Source organism: Paenibacillus pinisoli, from assembly GCF_003605435.1.
GTDB lineage: Bacteria > Bacillota > Bacilli > Paenibacillales > Paenibacillaceae > Pristimantibacillus > Pristimantibacillus pinisoli.
The window spans coordinates 173,833-191,442 of sequence record NZ_QXQB01000007.1 but is presented as its reverse complement, the minus strand read 5'-3'; the positions used below and the strand labels follow the sequence as shown (position 1 = coordinate 191,442).

Annotated in this window: 12 protein-coding genes; 7 read left to right on the top strand and 5 right to left on the bottom strand. The window is 53.7% G+C overall.

The features are described from left to right. Positions 1-9 precede the first annotated feature (9 nt). Positions 10-1,380, top strand: coding sequence for an NADP-specific glutamate dehydrogenase (gene gdhA / locus D3P09_RS24995; RefSeq protein ID WP_120114158.1), 1,371 nt, complete (start codon positions 10-12; stop codon positions 1,378-1,380). 142 nt (positions 1,381-1,522) lie between these two features. On the opposite strand, the gene D3P09_RS24990 is transcribed toward gdhA, so the two are convergent. Beyond that, complete coding sequence (locus D3P09_RS24990) at positions 1,523-2,263, bottom strand: sulfite exporter TauE/SafE family protein (RefSeq protein ID WP_424452635.1); 741 nt, start codon at positions 2,261-2,263, stop codon at positions 1,523-1,525. Positions 2,264-2,374: 111 nt separating this feature from the next. Here D3P09_RS24990 and D3P09_RS24985 point away from each other — a divergent pair, with 111 nt between their 5' ends. Further along, positions 2,375-5,515, top strand: a complete 3,141-nt coding sequence (locus tag D3P09_RS24985; protein ID WP_341538305.1) for a hybrid sensor histidine kinase/response regulator — start codon at positions 2,375-2,377, stop codon at positions 5,513-5,515. Positions 5,516-5,693: 178 nt separating this feature from the next. Continuing rightward, positions 5,694-6,383, top strand: coding sequence for a GNAT family N-acetyltransferase (locus tag D3P09_RS24980; protein ID WP_133305056.1), 690 nt, complete (start codon positions 5,694-5,696; stop codon positions 6,381-6,383). A 1,111-nt stretch (positions 6,384-7,494) separates the two neighbouring features. Here the strand turns inward: D3P09_RS24980 and bglX are convergent. After that, positions 7,495-9,672, bottom strand: coding sequence for a beta-glucosidase BglX (gene bglX / locus D3P09_RS24975; RefSeq protein WP_120114155.1), 2,178 nt, complete (start codon positions 9,670-9,672; stop codon positions 7,495-7,497). Between the two features lie 14 nt (positions 9,673-9,686). Further along, entirely contained in the window at positions 9,687-11,039 is a 1,353-nt protein-coding gene (locus D3P09_RS24970) for a glycoside hydrolase family 30 protein (RefSeq protein ID WP_120114198.1), read from the bottom strand. Between the two features lie 139 nt (positions 11,040-11,178). Between D3P09_RS24970 and D3P09_RS24965 the strand changes: the two genes are divergently transcribed. Then, positions 11,179-11,967, top strand: coding sequence for a helix-turn-helix domain-containing protein (locus tag D3P09_RS24965; RefSeq protein WP_165867576.1), 789 nt, complete (start codon positions 11,179-11,181; stop codon positions 11,965-11,967). Between the two features lie 51 nt (positions 11,968-12,018). Continuing rightward, positions 12,019-12,843: a lipid II flippase Amj family protein gene (locus tag D3P09_RS24960; RefSeq protein ID WP_120114153.1), complete on the top strand. Its 825-nt coding sequence runs from the start codon at positions 12,019-12,021 to the stop codon at positions 12,841-12,843. A 54-nt stretch (positions 12,844-12,897) separates the two neighbouring features. On the opposite strand, the gene D3P09_RS27945 is transcribed toward D3P09_RS24960, so the two are convergent. Continuing rightward, complete coding sequence (locus D3P09_RS27945; protein WP_207892552.1) at positions 12,898-15,120, bottom strand: patatin-like phospholipase family protein; 2,223 nt, start codon at positions 15,118-15,120, stop codon at positions 12,898-12,900. A gap of 344 nt (positions 15,121-15,464) precedes the next feature. Next, positions 15,465-15,818 (bottom strand): helix-turn-helix domain-containing protein, encoded by a 354-nt coding sequence (locus D3P09_RS24950; RefSeq protein ID WP_120114152.1) that lies wholly within the window; start codon positions 15,816-15,818, stop codon positions 15,465-15,467. A gap of 143 nt (positions 15,819-15,961) precedes the next feature. Between D3P09_RS24950 and D3P09_RS24945 the strand changes: the two genes are divergently transcribed. After that, on the top strand, positions 15,962-16,372 hold the full coding sequence (locus tag D3P09_RS24945; RefSeq protein WP_120114151.1) for a hypothetical protein: 411 nt from the start codon (positions 15,962-15,964) through the stop codon (positions 16,370-16,372). Between the two features lie 75 nt (positions 16,373-16,447). Beyond that, entirely contained in the window at positions 16,448-17,590 is a 1,143-nt protein-coding gene (locus D3P09_RS24940) for a winged helix-turn-helix transcriptional regulator (RefSeq protein ID WP_120114150.1), read from the top strand. Positions 17,591-17,610: the final 20 nt, after the last annotated feature.

Below are 17,610 nucleotides of genomic sequence, written 5' to 3'. Positions count from 1 at the left end.
TCCACCCACGTGAACAATGTATTGGTAAAGGAGCAGACCGCCAAGGAATATGTCCAGTCGGTCTACGAAACGATTCTCAATCGCAATCAAGGGGAGCGGGAATTTTTCCAATCGGTCAAAGAAATTCTTGACTCCCTGATCCCTGTAATCGAAGCCAATCCGCATTACATGAAGCACAGCATCCTGGAGAGAATTACTGAGCCTGAGCGCGTCGTCTACTTCCGCGTGCCATGGGTTGACGACAACGGCAAGCCGCAAGTCAACCGCGGTTTCCGCGTCCAATTCAACAGCGCACTTGGCCCGTACAAAGGCGGACTTCGCTTCCATCCTTCCGTTAATGCCAGCATTATCAAGTTCCTCGGATTCGAGCAGATCTTCAAGAACTCCTTGACCGGCCAGCCGATCGGCGGCGGCAAAGGCGGCTCCGACTTCGATCCGAAGGGCAAATCAGAAGGCGAAGTTATGCGTTTCACGCAAAGCTTCATGACGGAACTGTACCGTTACATCGGTCCTTACATGGACGTACCGGCAGGCGACATTGGTGTGGGCGCTCGCGAGATCGGTTATATGTTCGGTCAGTACAAGCGGATCAAGAGCGGCAACGAAGCTGGCGTCTTGACTGGCAAAGGCCTCCTTTACGGCGGAAGCCTTGCACGTAAGGAAGCAACGGGCTACGGCTGCGTATACTTCGTAAAAGAAATGCTTGAGTCGAAAGGCATGAGCTTCCAAGACCGCACTGTGGTCGTATCCGGTTCCGGCAACGTATCCATCTATGCGATCGAGAAAGCACAGCAATTCGGCGCGCATGTTGTAGCGTGCAGCGACTCGAACGGCTATATCTACGATCCGAAGGGCATTGACCTGGCGCTCGTGAAGCAGCTGAAGGAAGTAGAACGCAAGCGCATCAGCGAATACGTTCTGACTCATCCTGACGCGACATACACGCCAGGCTGCGAGAACATCTGGTCGATTCCTTGCGATATCGCGCTTCCGTGCGCGACTCAGAACGAGATCGACGAGAAAGCGGCAGACCTGCTCGTGAAGAACGGCGTAGTGGCCATCGGCGAAGGCGCGAACATGCCTTCGACACTTGACGCGATCGACGTATTCCTGAACAACGGCGTTCTGTTCGGACCGGCGAAAGCCGCGAATGCAGGCGGCGTGGCGGTATCCTCGCTGGAGATGTCTCAGAACAGCATGCGCTTGTCCTGGACATTCGAAGAAGTAGACGCGAAGCTGCATGACATCATGCGCCGCATCTACCAGAACAGCATGGACGCAGCCGAGAAATACGGCTATCCAGGCAACCTTGTTGTCGGTGCCAACATCGCAGGCTTCGTACGCGTAGCTGATGCCATGATCGAGCAAGGCGTAGTCTAATCAAGCTTAGCAATCATTGATCTAATAGATATGCATGAAAAACCGGCCTCTGCGTGCAGAAGCCGGTTTTTTCATTCGCCTAAATCGAGCAGATGTAATTGCACATACACCCCAAGCTATTACCAGACCGCTCCCACCATTCCTACAGCTTTATCAGACTATCCACTAGCAGATATAGGCCTGTCCCGCTCAGCAGAATATACGTGATAACCCGAAATATGCGTTGATTCAACTTGTTGAACAGCAGCTGGCCAAGCAGCAAACCGAGAAATACGACAGGAATCGCATAAAGGCTCGCTGTCCATATTCTATTATTTGTCCCTGCAAAAATAATCTGGGTCAGCAAACTTACGAAATAAATAAACAGGTAAAAAGCGAGTGTAGTGGCTCTTATTTTCCCTTTCTCCGCATCCGTTCCCGTAAAGTACAGCAATAACGGCGGTCCCGGCATCCCAATGCTGGTCGTTAATAGTCCGGATATTCCGCCCACCATATAGTCTCTGGAGCCCGTCGCTTTAACTTTGAAATTGAAGACCAACAATGCGGTTAAGGCGAGCAGCAGAATACTGATGCCTAACGTGAAGGTGCCGATGTCTACAGATAACAGGATGAGCAGGCCTAGGGGGACGCCCGCTATGCTGCCTAGCGTAAATCTTTTGAGAAGCGTAATATCAATATCCCGTCTTATCCTCACAATTAATGATGCCGATATCACCAGCGATAAAATAATGTTGATCTGGATCGCTTCCTGAGGCTGGTATAACAAGAGCAGGAATGGCGTTGCCATGATAGAAAAGCCAAAGCCTGTGCTCGTCTGCAGGATTGAAGCTGCCAGAATAATTAAGATAAAAATCAAAAAATGGTCCAAGACAGTCCTCCTCATCTCTAACCCGCTTCGTTACAGTGTATCGGTTATAGCCCCTTCTTTCAAACCCACCCGCGCGGGCATATTCAATCTTCTGCGCGATTCGCATAACCTAGAGGATTATCGGCCATGATGTCGAATTTTATGATCATGATGACGCGACTATTTAAACATAAAAAGATTGCCTACTTACTTATAGCGATTCTATTCCTAACCTGCCTCACAGGACTTCGCTTGGTATGGTCAGATATCTTCCCTACTTCCCAATCCCTTCCTATCGAGAACGGCGTGCTCGACATGCGCGGCATTGATCTGGAAGCCTCGCATGCTTTCTATATGGACGGGGAATGGCTCTTCTATCCGGAGCAGCTGCTGACTGGTCAAGATGTTCAGACCGCTGCGCCGCCCTCCCAGCACATTCAAGTGCCCGGCAGTTGGGGGAATCTACTGAGCCGTGATGACGGCTATGCCTACGGCTATGGCACATATCGCCTTCGCATACTGACCGACCCGCTCGTGCAGCCCGTATCGATCTGGGTGAAGGGCATTCAAGCCTCATCAGAAATTGAGATTAACGGAGACGAATTGGCTGCCTTAGGCCGGCCTGCCGCCAGCGCCAACGGCTATTCCCCGAAGAACGTATCGTATACAGCCACTTATTCGGTGGAAGGAACGACGGAGCTTGATGTGCTTATTCGCGTCGCCAACTACGATAAGCCGAGCCAAGGCGGTATTACCCGTTCCCTTCGATTCGGTTCGTTAGCTGCGATAGATAACGTGAGATGGTATTCGATCGGGTTCCAGCTGGTTACGTTTGTATTGCTTGTTTTGCACAGCCTGTACGCATTCATTCTTTACTACTTTAATTGGAAAGAACGCACCCTTCTGCTAACCAGCCTGCTGCTAATTGCCGTTGCCATCTCTGTCGCCGCCGGCCATGACCATCTGCTTATGCTGTGGCTGCCTATCAATTACACTTGGGCAATCAAGATCAGGCTTATCTCTCTCATGTGGCAGATCTTTCTCATTCTGCTCTTGTTCAGGCGATTCTCGGCTGCCAAGCCGGGCAACGTATGGGTGCGCGCCTTCACCATATCTCTAGTCGCCTTTACAGCTGTCCTATTCGCTGCACCGGCGGATGTGATCGACATCTTGGTCACTTATAAAGTCATCTATTTCTTTTTCTTTGTGCCGTTCATATGGTTCATAGGCATTGCGGGCGGCATGATCTTTAATAAGAAAAACGACATTGACATCATATTTCTGCTGTTATCGGCTGTAAGCATTATCTCCAATTTGTTGTGGAGCTTCGCTTCTGCATCAAAAGATGTGACAACCGTCTATTATCCTCTCGATATCATGGCGGCCATGATCGGCTTCTCTACTTATTGGTTCAAAAAATATTACCGCCAATCCAGAGAGAACTCGGAGCTATACGAGCAGTTGAAAAAGGAAGATAAGCTGAAGGACCAATTCCTTGCCAATACGTCGCATGAGCTTCGGACACCCCTGCATGGCATTATGAACATTGCCGAAACCGTCGTCACGAAGGAAAAGGAAAGAATGAACGCCAGCAGCATCAAGGACATGGAGCTGTTAATCAAGATCAGCCGGCGCATGTCCCATATGCTGGGCGACCTGCTCGACGTCGCGCGCCTAAAGGAGCATCGCATCGCGCTGAAGCAAGAACCGCTGCATATTCAGTCGCTCGTGCCCGGCATTATCGCCATGCTGGCTTTTCTTATGGAGGGCAAGCCTGTCCGGCTGCAAATGAACATTGCAGACTCCACGCCGCTTGTAATGGCCGATGAGAAGCGGCTGGTGCAAATTATGTACAATCTGCTGCACAACGCGCTGAAATACACCGAGGAAGGCCAAATCGACATATCCGCAGAAGTCCGCGGCGGCTTCGTGGTCATTCATGTATCCGATACCGGGGTTGGCATGGATAAAGAGACACAGGAACGCATCTTCCGGCCTTACGAGCAAGGGGCCTACGGAATTAGCGACGGCAGAGGCATGGGACTTGGCCTAAGCATATGCAAGCAGCTGGTCGAGCTGCACGGCGGCGAGCTTACTGTCCGGTCATCACCTGGGCAGGGCTCGACTTTCAGCTTCCAGCTTCCGCTGGCAGGCGACGAGCATCTTGCACCGTCGCTTAATCCGGCCTTGTCCGCAGCTGCTCTCAGCCAAGCCGAAATGGCTGCAGGCGTTCTGGCCTCCTTGCCGCAAGAGTCTATCCCTGCGCTGCTGAATGACAGCAAGGTTCATATTCTTGCCGTAGACGATGACCCTGTCAATCTGAGCGTCCTCGCCGGTATCTTGTCTTCAGAGCCCTATCAGCTGACAACCGCCCATTCTGCCCGCGAAGCATTGGAACTGCTCGCGACCGGGGCTTGGGATCTCGTCATTGCCGATGTGATGATGCCGCAGATGTCTGGCTATGAGCTGACTCAGAGGATCAGGGAGCATTACTCCTTATCAGAGCTGCCTGTCTTGCTGCTGACGGCGCGCAGCCAGTCTACCGATATTTATACCGGCTTCGCGTCAGGCGCCAATGATTACGTGACCAAGCCGGTAGACGCCCTGGAGCTGAAATATCGAATTAAAGCGCTGATTACGCTCAAGCAATCGATTCACAAACGGCTTCGTATGGAGGCCGCTTATCTGCAGGCGCAGATTCATCCGCATTTCCTGTTCAATACACTTAATTCCATCATGGCGTTAAGCATGACAGATACCGAGAAGATGCGTTCTCTTGTTGAAGCCTTCTCTTCGTATCTCCGGATCAGCTTTGATTTTCTGAACACAGAGGAATTGGTCGAGCTGTCCCATGAGCTGGAGCTAGCCAAGGCCTATCTCTATGTCGAGCAGGAGCGGTTCGAGGAACGCCTGTCTGTCGAATGGGACATTGAGCAAGGCCTCAATCCGCTGCTTCCTCCGCTGACCATACAGCCGCTTATCGAGAACGCCGTCAAGCATGGCTTGTTGAAGCGCAATAAAGGCGGGACCGTGCTGATTCGGGTCGCACGCGTAGACCAAGGCACGCTCATTGAAGTGAGGGATAATGGAATCGGCATCAGTCAAGAAACCGTTCATCAGCTGCTGAACCGGACCATGAGCGGCAAGAGCGGGATCGGCGTTGCCAATACGAACCGCAGACTCCTCCAGCTGTATGGTCAAGGGTTGTTGATTCAAAGCACGCCTGACGAGGGAACGAGCGTATCGTTCATCATACCCGATCAACAGAAGAGCAAGGGCAGTCCGTAACCCCCTTACTCGCGGCTTTTATCGTTAAAATCTAAAAAGGATGTGTGATTGTGCAATGAGACCTCCTGTTCTAAACGAAACGTTAACAGCGCGTATTCAGCAGGCTGAGGCAGCATTTATAACTTCGCGCATAAGCTCGATTGGAGAAAGAATCGGCAACCCCGAAGGGGTAGAAATTATGAAGCTCGGCAACATAGCAGCCTTCTATATTAAAACGATGCCTTGGGGACTGTTCAATTCAATAAGAGGATTCTCGCATGTGGATATTGGCCATCTCGACGAGATTCTAGCCTTCTATCGGGAGAGGGAGCGCCGCTTCCAGATGGATATTGATCCTGTCGGCAACAATGCCGAGACACTTCGCCACTTGGCTGGGAAAGGACTGCATCAGACGGGCTTCCAATCCGTGCTCTATGGGCTTCCACGTGAGGAACGTCCGGCGTTGGCTCCTTCGATTACTGTCCAGTCCATCGAGAATGAGACGGACTTTGATGTATATGCGGGTATTCATTGCGTCGGCGCTGGCATGAGTCTGGACGATAAGCATCATTTCGTGAACAACAACATCGGGCTGCTGAACCGCCCTGGCTGGAGGCTGTTACTGGCCCGCTGGAACGAGGTTCCGGCTGCTGTAGGCGTCATGCATATTCATGAGGGCACAGCCTCGCTCGCACTGGCTGCGACGCTGCCTGAATACAGGGGAAGAGGACTGCAAACCGCGCTTTTGCAGTGGAGGCTTTATGAAGCTCATCGAGCGGGCTGCGATCTCGTGGCGGGCCAAGCCAGCTTCGGCAGCTCCAGCCAGCACAACATGGAGCGTCTTGGCATGAGCCTCGCCTGGACCCGCGCCTTGTGGGGGCCTATTTGATGGCAATTGATAGTTGGAGAGAGATGCAGAGTAACCCGCTAGCCGGCGCCGTAACGGTGCCTTGTGGGGCTAATTTGGCTTGTGAGCCGAAATGATGATTGTAGTGACGCCTGGCGTCACTACAGCGACGATATTGCACCAAGCGGCGCTCTAACGGTGCCAAACGGGGTTACACGCGCTAGAAAGACTAAATGCTGACTGTAGGCGCGCCTGGCAACGCTACAGCGACGAAATTGCACCAAATGGCGCTCTAACGGGGCCTGACGGGGCTACACGCGCAAGAAAGCCAGAATTGCGATTGCAGTGACGCCTGGCGTCGTTACAGCGACGAAATCGCACCAAATGGAGCTCTAAAGGTTCCTGACGGGGCTACACGCGCAAGAAAGCTAGAATTGCGATTGTAGTGACACCTGGCGTCGTTACAGCGACGAAATCGCACCAAATGGCGCTCTAACGGGACCTGACGGGGCTACGGGGCTACACTCGCTAGAAAGACTAAATGCTGATTGTAGTGACGCCTGACGTCGTTACAAGACGAAATCTCACCAAATGGCGCTCTAACGGGGCCAAACGGGGCTACACTCGCTAGAAAGACTAAATGTTGATTGTAGGCTCGCCTGACGTCGTTACAGCGACGAAATCGCATCAAATGGCGCTCTAAAGGTTCCTGACGGGGCTACACGCGCAAGAAAGCCAGAATTGCGATTGTAGTGACACCTGACGTCGTTACAGCGACGAAATCGCACGAAATGGCGCTCTAACGGGGCCTGACGGGGCTACACTCGCTAGAAAGACTAAATGTTGATTGTAGGCTCGCCTGACGTCGTTACAGCGACGAAATCGCACCAAATGGCGCTCTAACGGGGCCTGACGAGGCTACACTCGCTAGAAAGCCAGAATTGCGATTGCAGTGACGCCTGGCGTCGTTACAGCGGTGAAATCGCACCAAATGGAGCTCTAACGGGACCTGTCGGGGCTAATCCGGCTAGTACGTGAGAAGCTAATTTGTCCTTGCAAAAAGCTGATCGTACCCATGCCTAACAACGTTACAGAAGCGCAAGCGCATCAAATAATAAAAGGGCCTCTGCTCAAACGCAGAAGCCCTTTTTTACTATACTACTGTAACTGTAATCGACTGTCCTTCGCTGGAGTTTGGTCCGACCCACAAGGTGAAGTCACCCGGCTCGACGGTCAGCCTCATGTGCTGGTCGATAATAGCGAGCTGTTCGCGTCCGACCTTGAAGGTGAGCGTAGCCGATTCGTTCGGCCCGATGCTCACTTTGCCGAAGCCGATCAGCTTCTTCAGCGGCTGGGTGACGCTTGCTGCCTCGTCCCGGATATAAACCTGGACGACTTCCTCGCCCATACGGTCTCCGACGTTCGATACCGTCACCGACACAGTCAGCTCGCCATCAGCCGCAATCGAAGTCCAGTCAGCTGTAATGCCGCTATACTCGAACTCGGTGTAGCTGAGGCCATAGCCGAACGGATAAAGCGGCTCTGTCGTAGAATCGATGTAGTAGGAAGAATAGACGCCCGCTGGCGGGCGGCCTGTCTTCTTGCGATAGTAGTAGATTGGCACTTGGCCCACATTATGCGGGAAAGTGACCGGCAAGCGGCCGCCAGGATTGTAGTCGCCGAACAACACGTCCGCAATAGCATGCCCGCTCTGTACGCCGAGATGCCAAGCCTGCACGATGGCGGAGACATGCTCCTGCAGCCATGGCAAGGCAAGCGGCCTGCCGCTCAGCAGCACTGCTGTCACAGGCTTGCCCAGCGCAGCCACAGCCTCGACTAGCTTGCGCTGCGCGCCCGGCAGGTCCAACGACGTCCGGGAACGGGACTCGCCGCTCATCTCCAGCGCCTCGCCCAGTGCCAGCACAATGACGTCCGCTTGACGTGCCGCGTCTAGCGCAGCTTCGAATCCCTCCTCGCCGTCCGAGTCCATGGAGCAGCCTTCCGCATAATGAATCGCAGCACCCGCTCCAACAGCTTGACGCACGCCCTCCAGCAAGCTGACCACATCCTCCGGATTACCGTCGAATGCCCAGCAGCCAAGCGGGTCCTTGCGATTGTCCGCGAGCGGTCCGATGACGGCAATCGACGCGGCTTGCTTGCTCAGCGGCAGAGTCCTGCCTTCGTTGCGCAGCAAGACGATCGACTCCCTCGCCGCCTCGCGCGCCAGCTCCGTGAACGAAGCGCGTGCCGATGCAGCCGCCTCCTCCGAAGGGACGGTCACATAAGGCTGCTCGAACAAGCCCAGCTTAATCTTAACGGCCAGAATGCGCAGCACCGACTGGTCCACGACGCTCTCCGGCATGCGCCCTTCACGAACCAGCTTCGGCAGGTAGCGCATATAGAAGCCGGAATGCATATCCATATCGCAGCCTGCCATGATGCTGCGCTCGCATGCCTCTTCTTCGCTGCCGGCAACGCCGTGCGTGATCAGCTCCTGAAGCGCATTATAGTCACTGGCTACAATCCCTTCAAAGCCCCACTCGTCACGCAAAATCGTCTTCAGCAAATATTCGTTGGCGCAAGCCGGAATACCGTTCACTTCGTTGAAGGAAGCCATGATGCTCAGCGCTCCGGCGTCCACGGCATCGCGGAACGGCGGCAAGATCACCTCGCGCAATACGCGGTCGGACAAGTCTACCGTATTGTAGTCGCGTCCCGCTTCCGCAAGCCCGTATGCGGCGTAATGCTTCGGACAGCTTGCCGTCGCCTGCCCCGCTCCGTCATCGATCTGCGAGCCTTCTACCCAAGCCTTCGCATATTCGCCTGTGAGCAACGGATCCTCGCCGATGCTCTCGGCAATGCGTCCCCATCTTGGATCGCGGCTAATGTCGATCATCGGCGCGAATACCCAAGCTACGCCATCCGTGATGGACTCGCGGGAAGCGGCCTCCGCCGTTCGTCTCGCCAGATCCGGATTCCATGCCGATGCTTGCGCGAGCGGGATCGGGAACACCGTTTTATAACCGTGAATAACGTCGCGTCCGATCAAGAGCGGAATGCGGCTCGCCGTATTCTCCTGAATGAGCTTCTGAAGCTCATTCGCTTCTGCGGCGCCGGACAAATTGAAGATAGAGCCGACGCGCCCCCCGCGAATCTCTTCGACCAGCAGGTCGCGCTGGGACACGCCTGTCTCCGGGTTAATCGGATTATAGCCCCAGTCATATTGCGTCATCTGCCCAACCTTCTCTTCCAGAGTCAAGCCAGACAGAATCTGCTTCGCTTGTTCCAGAATCTCAGGCGTCAGCCAATTGCGCTTTGAAGATGCTGTCATATTCTTCTGCCCCCTTATACGCTCGGGAAAATCAGCGTCTGGATAGAGTGTGCAGGAATGCTGCCTTCCGCGACTTGCTCATTGTTGCGAAGAACATATGGATGCCCGTCATCGGTACGGTTCAAGACAACGACAACCAATTCGCCGTTCGGATTTTTGAACGCAGTAGTTTGCAGCGCTTCCGTATACTTCGAGCAGGCAATGCGGATCGCGCCCGGACGGATGTATTTGCTGAAGTGGCCGATGTAGTAGTACGACGATTGGAAGGTTAGCGAATCGGACTTCGTGTCGGCGATAATCGGCGCGTCGCAGTAGTTGCCTACGTGATTCGGGCCGCCTTGCTCGTCCAATACGATGTTCCAGTCCGTCCAGCCTTCCATGCCATTGTTCAGATTGCCGATTATGTCATGCGCATAGCGCTCGCCGCTCTTCCACGAGCCGATCTGCACGCCGCCCTCATGGCAGCCTTCCGTGAACATCAGGCCCTTGTTCGGATAGCGGTGCTTCACAGCCGACAAGGCATCGAAGTGGTCGCCGGAATACCAATGAAAGCCGAGACCCCAGATGTACTTGGACGCTACCGCATCTTCATAGGCGACCTTCGCACGGTCATATACGCGCTCCTTGTTGTGGTCCCAGATCATGACCTTCACATCTTGGCGGCCCGACTTATGCAGCTCCGGCCCCAAATGGTCGCGCACAAAGTCGCGCTCCTCCTCAGCCGTGTAAATGCAGGAATCCCAGATTTGCACCGCTTTCGCTTCGTTCTGTACAGTCAGCCCCCACAGCGGCAGACCTTCCGCTTCATAGGCTTCAATGAATTTGATATAGTAGCGAGCCCATACATCCCAATATTCCGGCTTCAGCTTGCCCCCATGGTTCATCTCGCCATTGGTCTTCATCCATGCCGGAGGGCTCCAAGGCGAAGCGTAGAATGTAAAGTCTTCTCCAGCCAGCCCCTTGGCCTTCTGGATGTACGGAATGATTGCCTCGCGGTCATGGCTGATGTCGAAGGTCTTCAGCTCCACATCGCCGTCTTCTACGTAAGTGTAATTGCCCAGCGCAAAATCGCAGCTATTGATATGTGTACGGCAAATCGTGTAGCCGATGCCTTCCTCCGCGTCATAATACGCATTCAGGATGCGGTTGCTGTTCTCTTCGCTCAGCTTCGATGCCGTCACAGCGGAAGCCTCGGTAATGGCGCCGCCGAAGCCGATAATCGACTGGTACTCAACGTCTTCATAGACGTTAATCACTTGGTTCTCTACGCCCGCCTCATCCGCACGCAGCGTCAGCGATTCGACCTCCGCCAGCCGGTCCTGCGTGCCTTGCGATGTCTGAATCGTTTTTACTGTACGAGTAGTCATAATGAATGCATGCCCCTTCCTGATCCATGATGCTTCCATTATAAGGGGCGGCCCTCCATTCTTTGTAGAAACAATATAATCGAATACATCAACAATCTGATTGAATGTTATAATGATGGCAAAGGGGGCCAGCGTCGCCATGAATCCCATTAACGTCCAGTTAAGCGAATTTTCCAGACATGAAGAGCCGTTCCATCAAGTTTATGGCAGCGGTCTAGACACTTATATTATCAGGCTTCAGGTGGAGGGGATCTGCCAGGCGCTCGTTCATGGGGAGATGAGAGAAATCCGTCCGGGGGACCTGCTGCTGTTCCAGCCGGGCGATATCTACGATCTGCGCATTGGATATCTGGAAGGGGCCCCTCAGCCCTCCGGGGATTACTACGTTATGAGCAACGGTCCCGGTATGCGGGAGTGGTGGGATCAGAAGAAGCGGCCAACCTTGACCAAGATTGCCGAGGACAATCGCCTCAAGACCGTATGGTACCAAATTATACTGGAGAAAAGGCGGCTTGACGGCGGCAATCCCAACATTGCCTCGTCACTGGTGTGGTCGCTGCTCATGCTGATCGACCGCGCCATCGAGGAATCGCCAGAGGGCCAGTCGCCGCTTGCCTTTCATGCGCTTCGCATGAGGCAATATATCGAGGAGCATGCGGCAGAGCCGCTGACGCTGGACCAAGTGGCCCAGCATACGGGCCTCAGCGTATCCCGGGCCGTCCATTTGTTCAAGGCGCAATTTGGCGTCTCGATTATTGGCTATGCCCAGCAGCTGCGCCTAAGCCATGCGATCAAGCTGCTGGATCACAGCCCTATGTCGCTGGAGCAGATTGCGGCAGAGACCGGACTTGGCAGCTATGCCTACTTCCATCGGTTATTCCGGGAACGGTATGGCATCTCGCCGGGGGCTTATCGGAAGAAACGGTAGGATATGGTATACTAACATCCAGATATAGTAGACAAGAGAGAAGTGTGCGCATTGGATGCTCTAACAGGCAAGGTTCTATTTATCGCCTTATTTATTCTCATCATTCATAGCATTGAGACACTAGCCTATGCCGTGCGGCTGTCGGGAGCCAGGGTCAAGCTGATCGCCTCGGCGCTGTCGCTGTTCAATATGATGGTCATTGTCTCGCGCATGGCCAATATGATGCAGCTGCCCGTCACGGGCAGTCTGATCGATACGGCTCCCAAAGAAAATACGCTAGCCTTCGTGGAGCAGCAATTCCGCATATTAATCGGCGCTTCTACGCTCGGCACTATTGCGGGCATCATATTGCTCCCTACGTTCACCGCCATCTTCTCCCGGGCGATCATCCATCTGTCCCAGGAGCGCGGCTCTTTTCCATCTCTAGTCAAAAAAGGCTTCTCTCTCGAATATATCAGACGAGGCGTTAAGCACATTCATGTTCCGAAGCTCTCCTATCTCAAGGATATCAAGCTGAAGGATGTGCCGCTCCGGCTGTTTTTCTTCAATATGATCGTCACGGCCGTATATACCATCGGGGTTTTATCGGCGTTATACGCATCACTGCTCGCTCCTGACCGGTATGGAGCCACCAGTATGGCTTCCGGTCTGGTTAACGGAATCGCTACCATTCTGCTGGCCCTCTTCATCGATCCCAGAATATCGGTGCTCGCCGACGATGTCGTGAACGGCCGGGGCAGCTACTTGCACCTCAAAGGCATCTCTGTCATTATGATCGCCTCCCGCCTGCTGGGCACGCTGATTGCGCAGCTGCTCTTCATTCCAGGCGCTCACTATATTGCCTGGATGACGAAGTTTCTGGCGCAATTTAATTAACGCAAAAAATCGCCGCACGCCCCCATTATTGGAAGCGCGCGGCGATTGTTCTGTCTAGCCTCTTGTCGACCACACCGCCCGGCCGTCCGGGCAATAGATGACGACATTGCCGTCGTCCTGCACGACGAGACGGCTGCCAGGATGAGTGAAGGTATTGGAATGCCAGCGCGAACGGTTAAACTCATCGTAAATTACCAAATTCCCGTCCGGCTGCATGATGCACACGCCTGCCGGACTTCCCGTGCCGCTTGCCCAGATCGCCGTTCGCTGAATGTTCACCTGCGGCGGGTAGGTTACATTGCAGGCATTCAGCGCATTCTGCTTTTGACCAATGAGGGTGTTCAGCTGGCGAATTTCGGCCAAAATACCGGGCTTCTCCCTCGGCGAAGCTGTAGATAATTCCTCTTGCAGAAGCGCGACGTTATTTTGCAAATCCGTGATTTCGTTCGCGATCGGGCGGCATTGAGGGGAGACCGCACCTGTCGTTCTCGTAATCTTGTACAGGACAAGATTGCCGTCACCCTGGAATACAAATGAATATTGCCCATTCGGCGAATGAATGCCTTGTTCAAACGCGAGAATTTCTCCCGGCAGCATATCGTCGCCTTGCGCCACGGGACCTGTGGACAGCCACAAGCCGCGTTCCGGCGTCCAGGGATGGCGCTCCCATGTCGTCCACCAGCTTTCGGCCTCCGACGGAACATAGCCGCCCTTCTGCTGCCGCTCTCGGACAAGGTCGCGCAATACATTCTTGAGCGCGCGAACCTCGCGCATCGCTTGCAGGCTGGCCTCCATCCGCTTGGCGGGATGAACGGGCCTTCCGTTGCTGTCGTATTCCAGCTTATATCCGTTCGCCGCATATTCCAGCTTCCATATTTCGTGCCGCGTCTCGTAGATCAGAATCGTATTCCGGTCGCGGGAATACTGCTCCGCAAGCTGCTTATAACCCGGTGCATTGGCTTGCTTGGCTTGGTATGTATCGTCTGCACGCATATAACCATGCGCCATGCGTATATCAATAAGGCCGGGATCTATCGTCATAATATCGTGAATATCGTTATCCGGCTGGATTATCGTTACATGAATGCCTGGAGCCCAGCCATTATGCGGCTCCACCTCGTTCAGCACGATCTCATTGGTCATAATATCGTTGGCCGAACGATTGATCACATCGCCGACGTTCGCAACGCCCGCGTCAAAGGAAGGCAGTAGATGTCCGCCAATGGCGCTGCGGGCAGGGTCCATTCGGCTGTCTGAAGCAAGTATGGCATAAATTTCGGTAGCGCCAGCCCCAATAGCCGCTTCAATCGGCGCAATCTCTCGTACACCGCCATCTACGTAATTCTCACTGCCCAGCTTGACAGGAGGGAACGCAAGCGGAATGGAAGCCGATGCAAGCGTGCCTTGAATAAGGTTGACATTCAGCGGGCTGGTTTGCGATGGATGAGCCTGCTTGCAGGCCGTCAGCAAGCTGTTCTGATGCGAGATTTGGGCATTCAGATCGCGAATCTGTGCGACCAGCTTCGCCTTTTCCCCAGTCGCAGCTCTATGAAGCTCATCTTGAAGATTAGCCCTGCTGAGCTCCAGACTCTTGATCGTATCTGCTATCGGACGGCATTCCGGCGCCAGATGGGGTCCAGTCTGCACATAGCTCACGCTGTCCCGCTCCAGCAGCTGCCCCGTTTCTGTAACATACCGCAACGCGCCGCTCTCTAGCGCAACCACGCCGAGCCGCAGCTTAATGCCGCTCTGCCTAACCTTGTTCAGATCCAGCTTGGCGGGATCGTTCAGCTTCGCCAGAATCGGTCCCAGATTATATAAAGAACGAGCCTGCGCGTTGACGACTTTGCCAAGCTCCCGTCTCAATTCTTCAATATCGCCTACGACCTGCGCAATATCATAGGCGACCCATGCCCAGCCGATCGGTCCCAGTCCCAGCTTCGCAACCTCCAAAGCAGCTGTACCCAGCTGGCGGCCAGCCGACGCGTTCAGAAATTTGAGAATTTCCGAGTTTTGAACGTTGACCAGCCATGCTTCTTCCTTCCACATATCCGCGCTTGTCTGCAGCTCACGCCATATTCCCGTCAGTCCGCGCAGACCGCGAGCGGCATCATTGCCGTCTCCCTCGCCTTCCGTTAGCTTGATTGCATTAATCGCTCCCACCGATGTGCCTGCAATTACAGTGGGCTTAATGTTGCGTTCGTAGAGATAGCGCACCGCTCCTACCTGAAAATCTCCTCGCGCTCCTCCGCCGCTAAGCACCAATCCGACAGCCATTCCCGCTCCTCCTAATTACCTTTTATTTGCAATCCCGTATAGAGCATATTCCCGGGATTTCGGCAAAAGACTGCGGCGGAAAAAGTTTATATTGCGGAAATTTTCAGTTTTTAATGACGGAAGCTGCTTCACAAGCATTAGAGGAAACCCATTGCATTCGCAGGAAAAGAAGAATAATTGGCTTTTAATCGAGGATGTATGCATCGGCACGGCGTATTTATCTCAGTCAGGCATCAGGTCCATCCATATCGAAACGATGCGGGATGGAGCATCAATCAAGAGATCCTCAGCCAGGCGGCCGAGAGACCAGGTAAGCTCTAACTTCCCCGATCCCAGTCCATGTTTCAAATCGAGGTATTGCCTTTAACGATCTCTCTCAGCACATTTCTGGCGAGTCTTGCCTTCTCTTCATTGGCTTCACGCAGCATGCTCACGACCTCCTGAATGCTTTCATCAAGCGGCGTAGCCTCAAAACCTTCATCTATGTAAGCAAATAGCTGGATTAAATTCACTTCAAGCGCTTCTGCAATCTTGGCCAGGTTCAAGAGCGACACATTCTTTTCGCCCCGTTCAATCTGTCCGATATATGAAAAATGAAATCCGCCCTTCTCTCCAAGCGACTCTTGCGAGAGCCCCTTCTCCTTCCGCAGCACCCGAATTCGGCTTCCTACGAGCTTCAATACTTCTCTGTCCTTCATGGTGGCTCACCTCTCTCTATGTCAAAAGTGTAGACAAGTTTCCCAAAGGTAAACACCAAACAAATGATATCATTGATATTTTTGATATCTATAGGTATTATTGTTGAGGATTGTATCTTTCCATTGTCAAGGAGGCTTCAACCGTGGAAAATCACATTCAGCGCAAGATCGAGGGGTATTATACCCTGGCGCATTATCATATGCTGCTGGCTTATCGGATGCAGGATGACAATCAAAGCCGTACTTCCTTGCAGCTCTGCCACTCCGCTTTCATTGCCATGCTGAGAGCGCTATGTTTTCATGAGAATACGTTCAAGCTCCATTCCAGCCTCTCCATGCTGGACTTAATCGCATGCATGCATACGGATACGAACCCGGGGGACGACTTGTTGATTCACTACAAGAAGCTAGATGATCTGGCATTCGGCAGTCATTCTGACAGCGGCATATTGGAGCTTCATCATCTGGACCAGATCATGCGGCAAACCGATGTATTCCTGAACCGCTTATTCTCACGGCTGCACGGATTTCACCGTTCCTGGCGCCCGGATTAGCCTCCCTTGCTTTCTTCCGCCGCCCATGCCATCATCACTATAAAGAAACTGTACGCCAAGAAAGGCAAGGGGATAATGATGATTCACTTTGACCCGGATCGTTATGAAGCCGTATACGGGGGAGAACGCATTCAGCTCCTGCCGAAGGAATTCGCCTTGCTTCGCTATCTCTATGAGCATGCGGGGCGCTCCTTCTCAAGGGAAGCCTTGCTCGAAGCGGTATGGCCGCTGGAGGAACCAAGCGACCGGACGGTGGACGACCATATCTACCGGGTCCGCAAGAAAGTTGCGCCGTGGCCGCATCTGCTTCGGATTGAGACCATACGCGGCCAAGGCTATAAGCTGCTGCGCCAAGACACGAGAAGACCGCACAGCCCGCTATTGCATGACCACCAATTCGCAGATGACGTCAACCGGATGTTCTCGAAATATCACAGTCTCGGCATGGGGGCAGCCATGCAGTTGCTGTCGGCGCATCGCGAGGTGCTCAGCCTGCCCGGGGATCCGTATTACGATGTCTATATCCACTTTGTGCGGGGAGACTTCGAGCGGCTGCTGGCTTCAACCGACATTTCGATTTGGCAAAAGGCCGCCTACGCGAGCTTTATCTACTCCATCGTGCAGCCGGAGCCTGCGGCTTCTATTTCTTATCTTGAACGGCTGATTGCCAAAGGCCATGCACTGTCGCCGGCATGGAAGCAGGACTTGCGGCTCAACGCAGTTCTCCTGTACCTTGAAGCCGGCATGTTAAGCGAAGCGCGGGAAGCGCTTGATGCCGCTCGGGACGCTGTTGCTGAGTTGAACTCCCCAAGCTTCACAGCCATCTTTTTGCTGAAGGAAATGTGCTTGCGAATAGAAGAGAATCGGCTCGAAGAGGCCTCAGCCAAGCTGCAGGAATGCGAGGAGCTGCTAAGCCTTCATCCGATCCAGCGGGAACGGGGCGCCTGCCTTGTCGCCAAGGCTATGCTTCTGTACCGGCAGGGGGAAATTCGTTCGGCGCGCCAAGCGCTGGATGACGGCATCGATATAACGAGAGAGACGCAGTTCATCCCCCACTTGCTTGGCAACCTCAGATTGGCTTTGACATACCTCGGAAGATACGAGTGTGACAAGACCTACCTGCTGGCCTGCCAGAGGCAATGGGGCCAACTGGATGAGCAATACCGCTTCGATGAGCTGCTGGCCAAGACGGAACGCGTGCTTCGCGAGTGCCTCTGATTATTCTCTGACATTCCCCT